Source organism: Mycobacterium syngnathidarum (assembly GCF_001942625.1).
In the GTDB taxonomy this organism is placed as follows: domain Bacteria; phylum Actinomycetota; class Actinomycetes; order Mycobacteriales; family Mycobacteriaceae; genus Mycobacterium; species Mycobacterium syngnathidarum.
Genome location: NZ_MLCL01000062.1, coordinates 253,938 through 271,885 on the forward strand (window position 1 = coordinate 253,938; position 17,948 = coordinate 271,885).

Genomic DNA, 17,948 nt, shown 5'->3' on the forward strand with positions numbered 1-17,948 from the left:
GCGCCCGGCGAGGCCGGTGATCCGCTGTTAAGTTGGCGTGGTGCGTCCAACTGAGCTGACCACGATTGTCCTTACCTATATAAGTGGCCTCTTGGGGATCGTCGCGACGCTGCGGGCGCTGATCATGGCCTGGTATGCCATCGGCTTCGGGTTCGGTACCGATCCGCTGTTGTTCTGTCACTCGATCCTCAACCTGGTCGCGCTGGGCCTCGTAACAATCGCTTTGTTCGGTGGTGCAGCACTGCTGGGCCGCGGTGACCGTCGCGGCCGCAGACTGGTGATCGGCGGCAGCGTCGCGGTGATCGTGTTGTCTCTGATCGAACTCGCGGCATGGGCCAATCCAGACTTCCCGGTGTGGTCGTCACCGGGCCCCCTCGGTGTGCATCGTTGGGTGTGGTTCGCCCTGTCGATCGTGACGCTTGTGGTAATCCTGGCCGCCGGTGGCCGATCACGCGGCGCTGCAAGCGATCCCGAGATCCCCGCACCCCGTCCGGGCCGTTTCCTCGGTCCGCTCATCGCAGCACTGGCCTTCGCGATGGCTTGTTATCACCTCTGGCGGGCGAAGGAGCAGTTCGATCACAGCCTGCTCTATATCACCGACTTGACGGACCTGCTGCCGACTACGCCCAATGCGACATGGACGTTGGCCATGCTCGAACCCGTGATTGCCTCGGCGATCGCGGCAGTCACGCTGATTCTCGGCGCACTCCTGACCGCAGTCGGATTCACCGCGGGCCGGTACGTCGTGATCGCCGGCTGCACAATCACGGTGGCGCAGGGCATCTTTGGTTGGTTTGACCTGGATCGGCTTTTCTACGAGGTCGGAGCCGCCGAGCTGACGACGGTTTTCGCGTCCCGTTCGGCGTCGGTGGTGGTACTCACACTCACGGTGCCCGTGGTCACCGCAGTGCTGGCGGCAGTCACACCGGCACACGCCGTCAGAACTTGACCGGCGATCCTCAGAGCTTTTGCACCGGTGCGTGATTGTGCATCAGCTTGACGCGCCCGGCACTGCCGAAGTCGATCAAAGACATCGCGGATTCACCCACACCCGAGACCTCTTCGACGCGGCCCAGCCCGTACTTGTCATGGGTGACCCGATCGCCGGGCTCCAGTGTGATGATCGGGCGGTTGCGCGCGGGCGCCGGCCGGGACGGTGACGGCCGCGGGGTGCCGTAGCGGCCGGCGTTTCCGACCGGCGCACTCAGCGACGACGACGGCTGCTCGATGCGCCGCCAGTTGATCAAGTCTTCCGGAATCTCGCGCAGGAACCGCGATTCCGGGTTCAGCATGGGCTGCCCCCACGACGAGCGCACCTTGGCCCGCGACAGATACAGCCGCCTACGGGCACGGGTGATGCCGACGTAGGCCAGCCGGCGCTCCTCCGAGAGCTCGTTGGGATCGCCCAGGGCCCGCATGTGCGGGAACATGCCGTCTTCCCAGCCGGTGACGAACACCGCCGGGAACTCCAGCCCCTTGGCGGTGTGCAGCGTCATCATCGTCACCACGCCGGCCCCGTCCTCGGGGATCTCGTCGGCGTCGGCCACCAGCGACACCCGCTCCAGGAACTGGGCCAGCACCCCGGTGTCAGGGATGTCCTCATCGACCGGCTCGCCCTCGCCCTGCTCGGACAGTGCCCGGGCGTTGGCCAGGTCGGTGCTGAATTCGTGTGCGACGCTGACCAATTCGTTGAGGTTGTCGAGCCGGGCCAGATCTTGCGGGTCACTGGAGGCTTCCAGCTCACGGCGGTAGCCCGTACGCTCCAGCACGGCCTCGACCAGATCCCCCAGCTCGTCATCGAGCTTGGCCCGCAACTGGTCCAGCATCTCCACGAAGCTCGCGATGGCCTTCTCCGAGCGGGTGTTGAGCATCGGCACCCGGCCCTCGGCGGCGGCCTGCAACGCATCGTTGAAGTTCGACCCGGTGTTCTCGGCGTACACCGCGACACAGGCCTCGGCCCGGTCCCCGATGCCGCGGCGCGGGGTGTTGAGGATGCGACGCATGCTCACCGCGTCCCCCGGATTGTCCAGCACCCGCAGGTAGGCCACGATGTCGCGGATCTCACGGCGCTCGTAAAAACGAACTCCGCCTACCACTTTGTAGGGGATGCCGGCGCGGATGAAGACTTCCTCCAGCGCACGCGAGGAGTTGTTGGTGCGGTAGAAGACCGCCACGTCACCGTATTTCAGGCCCTCACTGTCGGCGAGGGCGTCGATCTCCTCGGCCACGAAACGGGCCTCGTCGTGCTCGTTGTCGGCCACGTAGCCGACGATCAGCTCGCCCTCACCTTCCTCGGTCCACAGCCGTTTCTCGCGGCGGCCGGTGTTTCGGGAGATCACCGAGTTGGCCGCATTCAGGATGGTCTGGGTGGAGCGGTAGTTCTGTTCCAGCAGGATCGTCGTCGCGTCGGGATAGTCGCGCTCGAAGTCCTCGATGTTGCGGATCGTCGCTCCGCGGAACGCGTAGATCGACTGATCCGCGTCACCCACCACACACAGCTCGGACGGGCCCACCCCGTCCTTCTCGTCGAGGTGATGGCCCACCAACTCCCGCACGAGCACATACTGCGCGTGGTTGGTGTCCTGGTATTCGTCGACCAGGACGTGGCGGAACCGGCGGCGGTAGTACTGGGCAATCTGCGGGAACGCCTGCAGGATCCCGACCGTCTCCCCGATCAGGTCATCGAAGTCCAGCGCGTTGGCCGCCCGCAGCCGCCGCTGGTACTCGCCGTAGACCTGGGCGATGATGCCGGCCATCTCCTCTGCGGCTTCCGATGCCTCGGCCGCGGCCTGCTCCGGGCCGATCAGCTCGTTCTTCAGGTTGGAGATGCCGTTGGCCAGCAGCCGCGGCGAGTACCGCTTGGTGTCCAACCCCATGTCCTTGCCGATCATCATCAGCAGGCGACGGGAATCGTCGGAGTCGTAGATCGAGAAGTTGGAGTTCAGCCCCGGCAGCAGCGAGGCCTGGTTACGCAGGATCCGCACACAGGTCGAGTGGAACGTGGACACCCACATGTTCCGGGCCCGCGGGCCGACCAGCCCCACCACCCGCTCACGCATCTCGGCGGCAGCCTTGTTGGTGAACGTGATCGCCAGGATCTGGCCCACCCCGACGTCGCGGGCGGCCAGCAGGTAGGCGATCCGCCGTGTCAACACGGCCGTCTTGCCCGAACCCGCACCCGCGACGATCAACAATGGCGACCCTTCATGCAGCACCGCTTGGCGCTGCTGCGGGTTCAAGCCGTCAAGAAGTTCGTCAACGTCTGCATCGGCCGGCGGTGCCATGGGAGAAGTAGTGGTCATCTTGCGTTCAAACTTACCGCTGAGGGGGGACAGTTTTGCGCTGGCACGAGCCGACTGGGACTATCAGCGTGTGCCTGAGATCGATGACCTGCGTCGGGAGATCGACGAACTCGACGCCACCATCCTCGCCGCAGTCCAGCGCCGCGCCGAGGTCTCCAAGCTGATCGGCAAAGCCCGGATGGCCTCGGGCGGCACCCGCCTGGTGCACAGCCGCGAAATGCAGGTCATCGAGCGCTACAGCGTGCTGGGTCCCGAGGGCAAAGACCTCGCCATTCTGTTGCTGCAACTCGGCCGCGGCCGGTTGGGCCACTAGGTCTAACGGCCCGCGGGTTTCGCGGGCATCTTCAGCGAGTCCAGCAGCCACGGAGTCAGCCACTGCACCGCCTCCGATGTCGGATGTACGCCGTCGCTGCGCATCCTGACCCCGTTGATCTTCGCGGTGTACTTGCCGTCGGGGTTGAGCTTGGCATTGAAATCGAGCACCGACACATTCGGCCGCTGCCCGGCCACCGACCGGAGCATGGTGTTCCAGGTCTGCACCCGGCCGGGCTGATCTTCCGGATACAGCGTGCCGTCCGGGCGCTCGCCGCGCCGGCTGTACGGCGCCGTGGTCACGACCACCCGCGCGCCGGTCGAGCTGAGGATGTCCAGGGCGCGCTGTAGCTCACCCTTGAGATAGGCGTCGTAGGCGTCGTTGCCGATGTGCGTCCAACGCCCGCGCCAGGTGCGGTCGACGACCTCCCAGCGCCCGATCATCAACAACACGGTCTCGGGCCGGTCATGTGCGATCCGCTGCGCCCAACGCGCCGGCCAGGAATCGCACTCCGGCTTCTGGTTCAGCGTCTCCCCGGCCGAGCGGTACGGGCCGCCACGCGCGATACCGCAGCCGATTGTCGTGTAGTCGTTGAAGTGAAAACCCGGGGTGGCGGGCAGGTACCGCATCAACGTCCAGGCCACCGAGTCACCGAACACCGCGATCGACCGCGTGCCGGGCGGCAGCGCCTGCGGTGGCCCCACCAGGACGGGCCGTTCCGCGCCGACATCCTGCTCGGACGCGGCGGCTGCCATCACATCCGGACCCGCGGGACGGATCGGGGCCCCAACCGGGACCACCGTCATCGTCACCACCGCCGCGGTGGCCACCGAGGCCGCGGCCAACCGCAGCATCGGTACGTGCTGCGGACGCCAATGCCGGACCGGTTGCTCGATCGCCCACCACGACACCCACGACACCGCGATGGTCACCGCGCACCGCAGCGCCAGCAGCGACCAACCCGCAAGGCCGGTGCGCTCGCCGTTGAGGATCTGGAAGATCGGCCAATGCCAGAGGTAGACACCGTAGGAGATGACGCCCAGGGTGACGAGCGGATACCAGGCCAGGACCCGCGCCACGTAGCCGTCCTGATCCAGTGCGACCGGTGCGACGACGAGCACCGCACCCAAGGCCACCACGATCAGTAGCCCGTGGCGGAACTCCTCGGCACTGCCGGTGGCCAAGTGCGCGGCCGCCGCCAGCATCGCCACCCCGATCACCGGCAGCACCCAGGCGATCCAGCGCCGCCACCGGGCCCGGATCAACGTGCCCGACATCGTCAGCGCCGACCAGTCCCGCACCAGCAGCGCCGCGGCCGCCGCGCCGATCAGCAGCGCCTGCGCGCGGGTGTCGGTGCCGAAGTACACGCGGTTGAGCTGGGCGGCATCGCCGGACATCACGATCGCCAACACGGCCGAGCCGACCAACCCCAGCGTCGCCAGCACGAACACCACGGCGCGGGTCGCATCGGGCGAGCGGCGGCGTACCAGCAGCACAGCGCCCAGCACCAGCAGTGGCCAGATGACGTAATACTGCTCTTCGACCGCCAGTGACCACGTGTGCTGTAAGGGCGACGGCGGACTGCCCTGACTGAAATAGTCGGTGTCCGCGGCGACGAAGACCCAGTTCGCCATCCAGAAGAACGCCGCGACGGCATCCTCCCGAAGCGAGGACACCGCGTCCGACGAGAACAAGGGGCGGGCGATCACCACGGCCAAGGTCATCAGCACCATCGCGGGCAGCAGACGCTTGGCCCGGCGGATCCAGAACGCCTTGAGGTCGATGCGCTCCGTGCGCCGGTACTCGTCGAGCAGCAGCGAGGTGATCAGGAACCCGCTCAGCACGAAGAAGATGTCGACGCCGATGAAGCCACCGGCCACACCCGGTACTCCGCCGTGGCCGGCCAACACCAGGGCCACGGCGATGGCCCGGATGCCGTCGAGTGCGGGGATGTCGCGCCGGATGGAGGCACGCCGACGCCGGCTGGCAGCACGCACTGGCGCCGCGGTCACGTCATGCCCTCCCGTCTTGGCGTCTGAGCCCCAGAGTTTAGGGGGCATCGGGCGCCGAGTCGGGAAGGCGCGACCGAGCGTTAACGGGTTAGCGCAATATATTTCGTGTCGAGGTACTCCTCGATGCCCTCGATGCCGCCCTCACGACCGAAACCGGACTCCTTGATGCCGCCGAACGGCGCGGCCGCATCCGAGATGACACCGCGATTGATGCCGACCATGCCGGACTGGATGCCCTCGGCCACCCGCAGCGCGCGGTCCAGGGACTGCGTGTAAACGTAAGCAGCCAAACCGTATTCGGTGTCGTTGGCGGCGGCCACGCCCTCGTCTTCGGTGTCGAAGCCGGTGATCGGGGCGACCGGGCCGAAGATCTCCTCTTTGAGGATGCGGGAATCGGCAGGCACATCGGCCAGCACCGTGGCCGGGTAAAAGTTGCCCGGCCCGCCCGGAGCGACGCCGCCGACCGCAACCGTTGCACCGCGAGACACCGCATCGGAGACCAACTCGGTGACGGTGGAGACCTGTTTGGAATTGATCAGTGGGCCCAACGTGGACGCTGGGTCGATGCCCTTGCCGAGGGTGAACTCGCTCATCCGTTTGACGAGCTTCTCGGTGAACTCTTCACGCACCGAGTTGGCCACGTGGAACCGGTTGGCGGCCGTGCAGGCCTCGCCACCGTTGCGCATCTTGGCCAGGATCGCCCCGTCGACCGCGGCATCCACATCGGCGTCGTCGAACACGATGAACGGCGCGTTGCCACCCAGCTCCATCGATGTGCGCAGCAGCTTGTCCGCGGACTGCTTCACCAGGGCCCTGCCCACGCCCGTCGAGCCGGTGAAGGTCAGCTTGCGCAAGCGGCCGTCGTCGACCAGCGCGCTGGTCACCGCACCCGGGTTGCTGGTGGGCAGCACCGAGAGCACACCCTTGGGCAGGCCGGCCTCATCCATCAGCTTGGCCAGCAGCAGCATGGTCAGCGGGGTTTCCTGGGCCGGTTTGACGATCATGGTGCAACCCGCGGCGAATGCCGGTCCCATCTTGCGAGTGCCCATGGCCAGCGGGAAGTTCCACGGCGTGATGGCGTAGCACGGGCCGACGGCCTGTTTGGTGACGAGGATGCGGCCGGTGCCCGCCGGAGCCGGTGTGAAGCGGCCGGCGATGCGCACCGCCTCCTCGGAGAACCAGCGGAAGAACTCGGCGCCGTAGGCAACCTCGCCCTTGCTCTCGGCGAGCACCTTGCCCATTTCCAGGGTCATCAGTGCGGCGATGTCGTCGGCTCGTTCGGTGATCGCCTCGAACACCGAACGCAGGATCTCGCCGCGTTTGCGTGGTGCGGTCGCGGCCCACTCGGCCTGAACGGCGCAGGCGGCGTCCAATGCGGCGACAGCGTCGGCGGCGGTCGCGTCGGCCACCGTGGCCAACACCTCATCGTCGCTGGGATCCAGCACATTGAACGTCGATGCGGCCTGGTGTTCCTCACCACCGATCCACAGACCCGTGGGAACGGATGAAATCAAGTCTTCAATGGCCATACATCCATCATGTACACCCTTGAGCCGAGCGCCACACTAAGGTCAGCGGAATGAGTGCTGACATCACCGCAACTCCCGCATGGCAGGCATTGTCGAAGCACTACGACGAGATCGGTGACATCCATCTGACCGAGCTGTTCGCCGAGGACCCGAACCGTGGCACCGAGCTCGTGCTGACCGTCGGCGATCTCTACATCGATTACAGCAAGCACCGGGTCACCCGGCGCACCCTGGAGCTGCTGACGGATCTGGCCCGCACCGCCGGCCTCGAGGCCCGCCGCGATGCGATGTTCGCCGGCGAGCACATCAACACCTCCGAGGACCGCGCCGTACTGCACACCGCGCTGCGGTTGCCCGCCGACGCGGCCCTGACCGTCGACGGCCAGAACGTGGTCGCAGACGTGCACTCTGTTCTGGATCGGATGGGTGATTTCACCGACCGGCTGCGTAGCGGCGAATGGTCCGGCGCCACCGGCGAGCGCATCAAGACCGTGGTGAACATCGGCATCGGTGGTTCGGACCTGGGCCCGGTGATGGTGTATGACGCATTGCGTCACTACGCCGACGCCGGTGTCAGCGCCCGCTTCGTCTCCAACGTCGACCCGGCCGATCTGGTCGCGACGCTGGCAGATTTGGACCCGGCCACAACGCTTTTCATCGTTGCCTCCAAGACGTTCTCCACCCTTGAGACGCTCACCAACGCCACGGCAGCGCGCCGCTGGCTGGTCGACACACTAGGCGAGGACGCGGTGGCCAAGCACTTTGTGGCGGTGTCCACCAACGCGAAGCTGGTGCAGGATTTCGGCATCGACACCGACAACATGTTCGGCTTCTGGGACTGGGTGGGTGGCCGGTACTCGGTGGATTCGGCGATCGGCCTGTCGGTGATGGCCGTGATCGGCCGTGAGCGTTTCGCCGAGTTCCTGTCCGGTTTTCATCTGGTCGACGAGCACTTCCGCACCGCACCGCTGGCCGAGAACGCTCCGGCGCTGCTGGGGCTGATCGGACTGTGGTACTCGAATTTCTTTGGCGCACAATCACGTGCGGTGCTGCCCTACTCCAACGACCTGTCCCGGTTCGCGGCGTACCTGCAGCAGCTGACCATGGAGTCCAATGGAAAGTCGGTGCGGGCGGACGGTTCTGCGGTGAGCACCGATACCGGAGAGATCTTCTGGGGCGAGCCGGGCACCAACGGCCAGCACGCGTTCTACCAATTGCTGCACCAGGGCACCCGGTTGGTTCCCGCCGACTTCATCGGCTTCTCCGAACCCACCGACGATCTGCCGACAGCCGACGGCACGGGCAGCATGCACGACCTGCTGATGAGCAACTTCTTCGCTCAAACCCAGGTGCTGGCTTTCGGGAGAGATGCAGCGGCCATTGCCCGGGATCTTCCAGAAGGGACGCCGGCGTCGGTGGTCCCACACAAGGTGATGCCCGGAAACCGACCGACGACGTCAATCCTGGCAACCAGGTTGACGCCGTCGGTCGTGGGTCAGCTCATCGCCCTCTACGAACACCAGGTGTTCACCGAGGGAGTTGTGTGGGGCATCGACTCCTTCGATCAATGGGGCGTCGAGCTGGGTAAGACCCAGGCAAAGGCACTGCTGCCGGTGATCACGGAGCCGCAATCACCGAGCAGGCAGTCGGATTCATCTACGGATGCGCTGGTGCGCCGGTACCGCGTCGAACGCGGACGTTCGGCTTAGGGCATCCCCGGGACCGTCGCACATCCCACATTCGGGATACAGCCACTGGCCCCGCCAGGACCGGCGGTGCCGCTAGGTCCATACGGGATACCGCCGGTAGCGCCACCGGGGCCTGCGGTCCCGCCCGGACCACCGGGGATCTGGCCACTGGCGCCGCCCGGACCGGCCGTACCGATGTCAGCACAGGGTGTGCCGTCGGCATTGGTGCACGGAGGCGGCGGAGGGGGGTCGGCCACGGCCACTGGAGCCAACGCGACAGCCCCAGCCGCAGCACCTGCAAAGAACATCGAGGCAATCAGTCTTGAGGTCATGATGGTGGTCTACCCAGGTGTGCCCGGTGCCGAAACGCGAGCGGTGGAACACCGCGTCGGGGCGGCCCGGAGCAGTGCCACCTTCTGGACCCGGCGTGTCGCGTGCTCAACTCGGCGTGTCGCGCGTCGGAACGATGTGCCGAGCTGCCCGGCTAATAGCGACTTTTCAGCGACTATCGCCTCACGGCCATCGCGGGCATCGTTCGTCACACACACAATCACTACTCACGTCACTCCAGCTGTCGCCAGCCTCATCCGCACCAGAATCTGGGTTGTCCAGCTACGAGCGACAGTGTCGCTAGTACGCGGGCACTGAACTGGTGAGGCTCACGAGGCTGCAGATGCAGGAGTGGCAAAACCGCCCAGCGACAACGAGTTTGGTGAGGCCAGTGTTATCCAGGTGGCGATTGTCGCTGAAAAGTCGCTAAAAGGCGGGCACATCGACACCCTCCGGGACACCGCCCCGGAAATCCGGGCCGGGTGCGATGGCCCGCGACTAAGCGAAACGTTTGGTGTATTTCGGCGGCAGCAACCGCATCACCTGGGTCAGCGGCGCCCACGGCCAACGCGGCACGACAGCCCGGCCATTCTCCTTCTCGATGGCCTCGACCATCGCGCGCACACCGGTCTCGTTGTCGACCATCAGCATCGTGGTCGCCGACTTGGCGGTCATCTCCGACTCGATGTAGCCCGGCTCGATCACCGTCACCCGGATCGGGCCTTTGTCGTACTCCGCGCGGAGCGACTCGCCCAGCGAGGTCATGCCGGCCTTGGAGGCGCAGTAGGCGGCTTTGCCGCCGGGCACACCGGTGTTACCCAGCACCGACGAGATCAGCACCAGGTGACCACTGCCGGATTTCTTGAACATCTCCAGCGCCGTCTCGATCTGCACCAGCCCGGCGATCAGGTTGGTTTCGATGGTGGCCTTGTTCGCCCACGGCTTGCCCTCGCCGAGCGGCCAGCCCTTGCCGATGCCCGCATTGACGATGACGCGATCGATGCCGCCCAACTCCTCGGACAGCTCACCGAACACCCGCGGTACGGCCTCATGGTCATTGACGTCCAGCGCCGCGACCGCGACCTTGATGTAGGGGTGCCGGTCGGCCAACTCTGCCTTGAGCTCGTCGAGCCGCTCGGTGCGGCGGGCACACAGCGCCAAGTCCCGGCCCTTGGCCGCGAATTGGCGGGCCATGCCCGCTCCCAGTCCGGAGCTGGCACCGGTGATGAGGATCTTCTGACGGGTCATCGCTGCAGGATAACCGAGTTAGACAACTGTCAAAAATGCGGCCGCTACTTGAGTAGCCTGGACATCCGCCGATCGGCCAGCACCTTGCCCCCGGTTTGGCACGTCGGGCAGTACTGAAACGACTTGTCGGCGAAGGAGACCTCGCGCACGGTGTCCCCGCACACCGGGCACGGCAGGCCCGTCCGGGCATGCACGCGCAGTCCAGAGCGCTTCTCCCCCTTGAGCGTTGCCGCTTGCTGGCCCACCGACCGTTCGACCGCATCGGTGAGCACCGAGATCATCGCGTCGTGCAATGCGCCGAGTTGGGCCTCGGAGAGCTTGTCGGCGCTCGCGAACGGCGACAGCTTCGCCACGTGCAGTATCTCGTCGCTGTAGGCGTTGCCGATCCCGGCGATCACTTTCTGGTCGGTGATGACGTTCTTGATCCGACCCGAGTTGCCGGACAAGACCGCGGCCAACGCCGCCGAATCCAGTGACAGTGCGTCCGGCCCCAGCGAGGCGATCTGCGGGACCGCCAGCGGGTCGGCCACAACCCAGACCGCGAGGCGCTTCTGCGTCCCTGCCTCGGTGAGGTCGAAGCCGACGCCCTCCCCCAGGTGCACGCGTAGCGCGATCGGGCCCTTCCCCGACGGTTTGAGCGGCGTCGGCGACAGCTTGTCCGACCAGCGCAGCCAGCCGGCCCGAGACAGATGTGTGATGAGATGGAGTGGGCCCGACTCCCCGGCTAATTCGAGGCCCAGGTACTTGCCCCAGCGGTTCGCGCCGGTCACGGTCTGGCCGTGCAACGCCGTCGTCGGCGGATCGAAGGTCTTGAGCACCGACAACGCCGACACGTCGACCCGGGTGACTTCCCGGCCGGTCGCATGTCGGCGGAGATGGTCGGCCAGCGCCTCGACTTCGGGCAGTTCAGGCATGGGTCCAGTGTGTCAGCGAAACGCCGAGCATGCTGTAGACATGTCCGACCGGCCCGCTCCCCGAGCGACCAATCCGATACGGAACATCTTCGTGATCAACAGCGTGCCGCGGCGGTGGCCGTTCGCGCTGCGCGCGGGAATCTGCATGGCCGTGCCCGTTCTGGTGGGCTGGCTGGCCGGCGACACCACGGCCGGATTGATCGCCACCATCGGCGGATTCACCTCGCTGTACGGCAGTGGCCGGCCCTACCTGAATCGCGGCGTTTACCTCGGGCTGGTCGCGGTATGTTTCGCGGCCGCGGTGGCGCTCGGCGACTGGGCGTCGTCAGCGCCGTGGCTCGGGGTGCTCACCGTAACCGCGATCGCCGTGGCCGCCACCCTGGTCTGCCACGCACTGACCATCGGGCCGCCCGGGGCCTACATGGTGGTGCTGGCCTGCGCGGCCGGCACCGGAACCCCGGCGACACTGCATCTCGGCCCGGGCCATCACGCCGCGCTGGTGCTGGCCGGTGGCGCGTTCGCCTGGCTGGTGCACATGTCCGGGGCGCTGGTCCGGCCCCGCGGGCCGGAGAAGGCTGCGGTGGCTGCGGCTGCCTCAGCCGTCGCGGCCTACATCGAGAACATCGGGGGCGGGCCCGACGCGGAGGCGACCGCACGGCACAAGGCGGCGCTGCTACTGCACACCGCGTGGGTCACGCTGGTCACCTACCAGCCGGTCCAACCCAAGCCTGACCAGGCGCTGTATCGGCTGCGGGTGGTCAACCGCCGGCTGCACGTGCTGTTCGCCGAAGCGATGCGCGCCGCCGATTCCGGTGAGCCGCCGGCTTACGCCGGGGCGGCCCTGGCTCGTCACCTGGCCACCGTGCCGGCCGATGCGGTCACCGATGAGCATGGCGCCGAAGGGATTCCGCTCGGCCGTCCCAGCGCTTCGCGACTACTGCTCCGGGCGCTGACCCCGGGCTCGGTGTCCCTGCAGCTGGCAGCGCGCGTTGGGATCGCGGTCGCGATCTCGGGTGTCATCGCCGTGCTGATCTCGCAGGCCCTGACGATGACGCATGCGTACTGGGCGATGGCCGCGGCGGTGCTGATGCTGCATCAAGGTTTCGACTGGCAGCGCACCGTGGTCCGAGGCGTGGAACGCACGCTGGGCACCTGGCTCGGCCTCGGCGTGGCCGGGGCCATTCTCGCCCTCCACCCGCAGGGCCTGTGGCTGGCGCTGGTGATCGGAACGTTGCAGTTCATCATCGAGATGTACGTGGTGCGCAACTACACGCTCGCCGTCGTGTTCATCACCCCCGCGGCGCTCACCATTGCCTCGGGCGGTCAACGCGTCGACGATCTCGGTGAACTGCTGCTCACCCGCGGCAGCGACACCCTGATCGGCTGCGCGGTGGCGCTGGCCGTCTACTGGGCCACCCAGCGTCTCCGCCACCCGACCGGCCTGTGCACTGCGATCAATGCCACGCTCGACGCGGTGACCGCCACCCTGCCGCACCTGGCCGCCGACGACGCCACCTCCCCCGCGGCCCGTACCGATCGGCGGGATCTGCAGTTGCGCGCCATGGAACTGCTGCCGGCCTATGACGCGGGTATCGGTGGATCGGCCGCGCAACGCCTTGGGGCCGAACGCATGTGGCCGGCCGTCGTCTCTACTGAGCAGCTGGCATACCGCACGTTGGCGGCCTGCTGGGGCGCCGAGCGTGATCGCGACACAGAGTCGGGAGCCGAGGCCGCCGCAGACACCGCAGCGGCGCTCGGCGAACAGGCGCGCGCCCTACGCGAGGGCCTTGACGAAGGACAGTAGCCAGCTGACCAACGACAGCACGATCGCCGCCCAGATGGCCGTCCACCAGAACTGGTCGATGTGCAGGCCCCAGTGGGTGGTGTGGTCGGTGATCCACGACGTGATCATGAGCATCAACGCGTTGATCACGATGTGGATCAGGCCGAGCGTGAGGATGTACAGCGGGATGGACAGGATCTGCACGATCGGCTTGACGAACGCGTTGACCAGACCGAAGATCACGGCGACGACGAAGATGATGCCGACCCGGGCGATGGTCGAATCACCTCCGATGAAGTAGATCCCCGGCACGACGAGAGTGACGACCCAGAGCGCGAACCCGGTTACCGCGGCGCGCAGGAGAAATGAGCTCATGGCGGTCTAGTCTGCCGAGCGCAGGAGGTACGTGTCCATGATCCAGCCGTGGCGAGCTCTCGCTTCGGTACGCGCAGCAACGATTTCGTCGCCGATATCGCCGACCGTTCCCGCATAGAGCAACTCATCAGGCGTCCCCAGATACGCACCCCACCAGATCCGGGTCTGCGGCGGGCACTGCTGGAATGAGCAGTCCGCATCGAGCATCACCACGGCGCTGCCGGTCAGCCCGTGCTCGCGCAATTGGCGCCCGGTGGTGATCAGCACCGGTTCGCCGACGTCGTTGAGTGGGATGCGATGCCGTGCGGTCAGCACCTGGACCGCGGTGATGCCGGGGATGACGTCGTAGTCGAAGTCCACGTACTCGGAGACTTTGTCCAGGATCCGCAGGGTGCTGTCGTAGAGTGACGGATCCCCCCAGGCCAGAAAGGCCCCGACGCCGTCGGGCCCGAGTTCGGTCTCGATGGCGGCCGCCCAGATCCGGGCCCGCTCGGCATGCCAGTCCGCGACGACCTGGCGGTAGCCCGGTACGTCGCCGGCCGCGGCTCGCGGTGGGTCGACCAATTCGACGAATCGGTAGCCGGGTTTGCCCGGTTCGGTGCGGATGAAGCGATCGCAGATCAGCTTGCGTACCGCGACCAGATCGTCTGCCGCACCGCGACGCGGACCCTTGTCCATCGCGAAGAACACCTGCGTGTCGTTGAGCGCGAAAATGGCCTGAGCCGTGACGAAGTCCGGATCACCGGCCCCGATTCCGATGACATGGATGCGACGCACCGTCGAAGGTTAACCGAACCGAAACCGGGTACCCGAAGTACCCGATACCCGGGGTATTGACATCACGCATTGTCGATACCTAACGTCGAGGTGAGAGGGACCACAAACGAAGGGAACGTCAACGGTGACAACTTCGGTCAGACCCGGCGGAAGCTCGGCCAACGCTGCGCGGCGGGACGCATTCTCCGAACGCCTGCTCAAGGGTTCGGTTCGCAAGTCCTACGCGCCGGTGGTCGACATCGACTGGCAGGCGCCGATCGACCCGGACAAGTTCTTCCTGCCGCCAAGGATCGTGTCACTGTACGGAACGCCGTTGTGGGACAACATGTCCCGCGAGCAGCAGATCGATCTTTCGCGCGAGGAGCTGGCCAACACGCTCTCGGCGGGTATCTGGTTCGAGAACATCCTCAACCAGGCGCTGCTGCGCAAGATGATGCATCAGGACCCCACCTCGAACTCCACGCACTACGAGCTGACCGAACTCGGCGACGAGACCCGCCACATGGTGATGTTCGGCAAGGCCATCGACAAGATCGGCACCAAACCGGTTCGGCCGCGGCTGTACCAGCGCATGATCATCAACACGCTGCCGTTCTTCTTCCGCGGCTCGGTGCTGTGGGTGGCCGCACTCATCGGTGAGGAAATCTTCGACTCACTGCAGCGGCAGATGATGGACGACCCCGAATTGCAGCCGATGGTGCAACGCCTCATGCGCATTCACGTCACCGAGGAGGCCCGTCACATCCAGTTCGCCCGCGACGGTTTGCGCCAGCGCACCCCATCGATGCGCTGGTACAAGCGAGCCTGGGTGGCCAACCTCAACGGTGTCGGCGGGTACTTCTTCCGCTATCTGTTCACCAACAAGGTGCAGTACGCACGCGTCGGCCTGAATGCGCGCGCCGCCCGCCGGGTGGCCCGGGCCAGCGCCCACCGTCGCGAGGTGCAGATCTCCGGATTCGCGCCGCTGGCGGCCTTCCTCGAAGAGGTCGGGCTGATGGGACGCATCGGACGCCGCATGTGGCGGCGCTCCGGGTTCCTCCCCGCCAAGGCACCGCAGGCACTGGCTACGTCAGCCGATTCGACCCCCGACTCCGAGGGGAGTGTGACCGAAGAGGTGTACGACGGGTTCGCCATCCTCGACATCGGTGACGGCGATCGCCGCGTGCATGTGCGGCTGGCCGGTCATCTGGATCCGATCGACGGCAAGTACCACTGGCGGGGAACGATTCTCGATGCGCCGAGCACCGTGGCCGCAGGTCCGGTCCGGCTGACCATCGGCGCTCGCACCGTCGACGGCCGCATCACCGAGCGCACATCGCAGGGCACGCACTCGGTCTCCGGGATCGGTGAACCGCCGTTCGAGCTGGACGGCGCCGAGGGCTCCGAGGTCAGCGCGGCCGGGTAGCGACGGAGCGGCCGAGCAATACGACCGCGAACACCGCCCCGGCGATCCCGGAGATCAGCAGCGGCAACTGGCCGGGCTGACCTGGAACCACAGTCCATGCCAGCCCGGCCCATATTCCGGCGCCCAGCACGGCAAATCCGCTGAGCCCCTGGAACACTCCTTGCGCACTACCCTGCAGGTCGGAACCGACCAGTGAGGACACCCAGGCCTTGCCGACCCCATCGGTGCAACCCGTGAACAGTCCGTAGGACCCGATCAGCAGCCAGGCCAGCAGTGGATCGGTGGTCAGCCCCAACCCGGCGTAGCCGATTGCGAAGAACACCAGACCGATACCGAACACCGGCAGCCGCCCGATCCGGTCGGCCAGCAACCCGGCCGGGAAGCTGGAGACGGCGTAGACCGCGTTGTAGGTGACATAGGCCAGGATCACCTCGACCACCGAGAAGCCGATCTCGTTGAGCCGCAACAACAGCAACGCGTCAGGGAAGTTCACCAGACCGAACGCCACCAGCACGGCCGTCACGCGCCAGTACCGCCCGGGCAGGTCGCGTACCCGCGAGAACACCGGTTGACGCTGTTTGCGTGGCTGAGCCTTACGCCCCTCGGAAACCAGGAACACCAGAAGCACGCTGAGGACCGCGGGCACCACCGCCACCCACAACAGCGGTGCAATCTGGTGGTCTAGCAGTTCGTAGCCCGCCAAACCCAGAAGTGGACCGATCACGGCACCGAAAGTGTCCATGGCACGGTGGAATCCGAAGACGCGGCCGCGGGCAGCATCGTCGACGTCGGCGACGAGCAGGGCGTCACGGGGCGCGCCGCGGATACCCTTGCCGAGCCGGTCCACCATGCGGCCGGCGAGCACGCCGGACCACGCACTGGCCGCTGCGACCATCACCTTGCCCAGGGCCGCCATGCCATAGCCCGTGGCGATCAGGGGCCGCTTGGTGAACCGGTCACCGAGCGGGCCTGCCGCCAGCTTGGTCATCGCCGCTGCTCCTTCGGCAGCGCCCTCGACCGCGCCGACCACCGCCGGCGGGGCACCGAGCACTGTCGTCAGATAGATCGGCAGCAGCGGATAGAGAAGTTCGCTCGCGGTGTCCTGCAAGAAGGACACCGCCGACAGCACCCGGACGTTCGGGGTCAGCCAGGCGGGCATGCGGTCATCATGCCCGCCCGATCGGCCCCGCAGAACTAGAACACGTTCTAGTGTGTACGGCATGCGGTTCACCTACGCCGAAGCCATGACCGATCCCACCTACTACATTCCGCTGGCCCAGGCGGCCGAGGCGGCCGGCTATCACGCCATGACAATCGCCGACAGCGTTGCCTACCCCTTCGAATCCGATTCGAAGTACCCGTACACCCCTGACGGCAACCGGGAGTTCCTGGACGGCAAGCCATTCGTCGAGGCCTTCGTGTTGGCCTCGGCCCTGTGTGCGGCCACCACCACGCTCAAGTTCAACTTCTTCGTCCTCAAGCTGCCGATCCGACCGCCGGCCCTGGTTGCCAAGCAGGTCGGGTCGCTCAATGCCCTGTTCGACAACCGGCTGGGCCTCGGTGTGGGCACCAGCCCGTGGCCCGAGGACTACGAGTTGATGGGGGTGCCGTTCGCGCGACGCGGCAAGCGCATGGACGAGTGCATCGACATCATCCGCGGCCTGACCTCCGGTGACTACTTCGAGTACCACGGCGAGTTCTACGACATCCCCAAGACCAAGATGACCCCGGCACCGTCGGAGCCGGTGTCGATCCTGGTCGGCGGGCACGCCGAGGCCGCCCTGCGCCGCGCGGCCCGCAACGACGGCTGGATGCACGGCGGCGGGACCGACGACCTCGACGAGCTGTTGAAGCGGCTCAACCAGATTCGTGAGGACGAAGGTCGCACCGGGCCGTTTGAGGTCCACGTCATCTCGGCCGACGCGTACACGCCCGACGGCATCAAGCGGCTCGAGGACAAAGGTGTCACCGATGTGATCGTCGGCTTCCGCCTGCCCTACATCAAGGGTGACGACCCCGAGCCGCTGGACCGCAAGATCCGGCACCTGGAGAAATTCGCCGAGAACGTCATCGCCAGGGTCTAGCGGGTTTTCTTTGCGCCGGATGTTGCGCGGTTTTCCACACCCGGATCGCGCTGAGTGCCCGCTCAGCAGCCCACGTGTGGAAAGCGGTGGGCACCGAACCATGAATTTGAGGGAACACTCGCCGCGCCGTTAGCGTTGCACCCGCCGTTCTCGCCAACGCTGTCCGAGAGCTCCAATCCGTACCCCCT

General features: G+C 66.5%; 15 protein-coding genes and 1 pseudogene. 6 read left to right on the forward strand and 10 right to left on the reverse strand.

Going from position 1 to position 17,948, the window contains the following annotated elements; translation table 11 throughout:
* The first annotated feature begins 40 nt into the window (after positions 1-40).
* Entirely contained in the window at positions 41-949 is a 909-nt protein-coding gene (locus BKG60_RS16805; protein WP_131823380.1) for a hypothetical protein, read from the forward strand.
* 10 nt (positions 950-959) lie between these two features.
* Here BKG60_RS16805 and pcrA read toward each other — a convergent pair whose 3' ends face one another.
* Positions 960-3,302 carry a DNA helicase PcrA gene (gene pcrA, locus BKG60_RS16810; RefSeq protein ID WP_070189179.1) on the reverse strand — a complete coding sequence of 781 codons (2,343 nt, stop codon included), beginning with the start codon at positions 3,300-3,302 and terminating at the stop codon, positions 960-962.
* On the opposite strand from pcrA, the gene BKG60_RS16815 reads away from it, so the two are divergent.
* Positions 3,295-3,615: a chorismate mutase gene (locus tag BKG60_RS16815; protein WP_239252149.1), complete on the forward strand. Its 321-nt coding sequence runs from the start codon at positions 3,295-3,297 to the stop codon at positions 3,613-3,615. The genes pcrA and BKG60_RS16815 overlap by 8 nt on opposite strands.
* 2 nt (positions 3,616-3,617) lie before the next feature.
* On the opposite strand, the gene BKG60_RS16820 is transcribed toward BKG60_RS16815, so the two are convergent.
* Together BKG60_RS16820 and BKG60_RS16825 are read right to left on the reverse strand one after the other, a co-directional pair.
* Entirely contained in the window at positions 3,618-5,675 is a 2,058-nt protein-coding gene (locus BKG60_RS16820) for an SGNH/GDSL hydrolase family protein (RefSeq protein ID WP_207549566.1), read from the reverse strand.
* 32 nt (positions 5,676-5,707) lie between these two features.
* Positions 5,708-7,156: an NAD-dependent succinate-semialdehyde dehydrogenase gene (locus tag BKG60_RS16825; protein WP_070944849.1), complete on the reverse strand. Its 1,449-nt coding sequence runs from the start codon at positions 7,154-7,156 to the stop codon at positions 5,708-5,710.
* Between the two features lie 50 nt (positions 7,157-7,206).
* On the opposite strand from BKG60_RS16825, the gene pgi reads away from it, so the two are divergent.
* Entirely contained in the window at positions 7,207-8,865 is a 1,659-nt protein-coding gene (pgi, locus tag BKG60_RS16830) for a glucose-6-phosphate isomerase (RefSeq protein WP_070944848.1), read from the forward strand.
* On the opposite strand, the gene BKG60_RS32510 is transcribed toward pgi, so the two are convergent.
* From BKG60_RS32510 to BKG60_RS32520, 4 genes and pseudogenes are all read right to left on the reverse strand, one after another.
* Positions 8,862-9,176, reverse strand: a complete 315-nt coding sequence (locus BKG60_RS32510) for a hypothetical protein (protein WP_239252147.1) — start codon at positions 9,174-9,176, stop codon at positions 8,862-8,864. The two genes, pgi and BKG60_RS32510, sit on opposite strands and share 4 nt — an antisense overlap.
* A gap of 496 nt (positions 9,177-9,672) precedes the next feature.
* Positions 9,673-10,422, reverse strand: coding sequence for an SDR family oxidoreductase (locus BKG60_RS16840; protein ID WP_070944847.1), 750 nt, complete (start codon positions 10,420-10,422; stop codon positions 9,673-9,675).
* 44 nt (positions 10,423-10,466) lie between these two features.
* On the reverse strand, positions 10,467-10,940 hold the full coding sequence (locus BKG60_RS32515) for a zinc finger domain-containing protein (RefSeq protein WP_239252154.1): 474 nt from the start codon (positions 10,938-10,940) through the stop codon (positions 10,467-10,469).
* Between the two features lie 138 nt (positions 10,941-11,078).
* Positions 11,079-11,336 (reverse strand): annotated as a pseudogene (locus BKG60_RS32520) (DNA-formamidopyrimidine glycosylase family protein); the annotation flags it as partial.
* A 40-nt stretch (positions 11,337-11,376) separates the two neighbouring features.
* Between BKG60_RS32520 and BKG60_RS16850 the strand changes: the two are divergent.
* The gene (locus tag BKG60_RS16850) at positions 11,377-13,140 is read left to right on the forward strand and encodes an FUSC family protein (RefSeq protein WP_083339246.1); all 1,764 of its coding nucleotides are present in this window, start codon (positions 11,377-11,379) and stop codon (positions 13,138-13,140) included.
* On the opposite strand, the gene BKG60_RS16855 is transcribed toward BKG60_RS16850, so the two are convergent.
* A complete protein-coding gene (locus BKG60_RS16855; RefSeq protein WP_070944844.1) occupies positions 13,111-13,494 on the reverse strand; it encodes a phage holin family protein in 384 nt (127 codons plus the stop codon). The genes BKG60_RS16850 and BKG60_RS16855 overlap by 30 nt on opposite strands.
* 6 nt (positions 13,495-13,500) lie before the next feature.
* Complete coding sequence (gene cobF / locus BKG60_RS16860; protein ID WP_070944843.1) at positions 13,501-14,271, reverse strand: precorrin-6A synthase (deacetylating); 771 nt, start codon at positions 14,269-14,271, stop codon at positions 13,501-13,503.
* A gap of 124 nt (positions 14,272-14,395) precedes the next feature.
* Between cobF and BKG60_RS16865 the strand changes: the two genes are divergently transcribed.
* Positions 14,396-15,676: a diiron oxygenase gene (locus BKG60_RS16865; RefSeq protein ID WP_070944842.1), complete on the forward strand. Its 1,281-nt coding sequence runs from the start codon at positions 14,396-14,398 to the stop codon at positions 15,674-15,676.
* Here BKG60_RS16865 and BKG60_RS16870 read toward each other — a convergent pair.
* Positions 15,660-16,835: an MFS transporter gene (locus BKG60_RS16870; RefSeq protein WP_070944841.1), complete on the reverse strand. Its 1,176-nt coding sequence runs from the start codon at positions 16,833-16,835 to the stop codon at positions 15,660-15,662. The two genes, BKG60_RS16865 and BKG60_RS16870, sit on opposite strands and share 17 nt — an antisense overlap.
* Positions 16,836-16,896: 61 nt before the next feature.
* Between BKG60_RS16870 and BKG60_RS16875 the strand changes: the two genes are divergently transcribed.
* Positions 16,897-17,760 carry an LLM class flavin-dependent oxidoreductase gene (locus BKG60_RS16875; RefSeq protein ID WP_070944897.1) on the forward strand — a complete coding sequence of 288 codons (864 nt, stop codon included), beginning with the start codon at positions 16,897-16,899 and terminating at the stop codon, positions 17,758-17,760.
* Positions 17,761-17,948 lie beyond the last annotated feature (188 nt).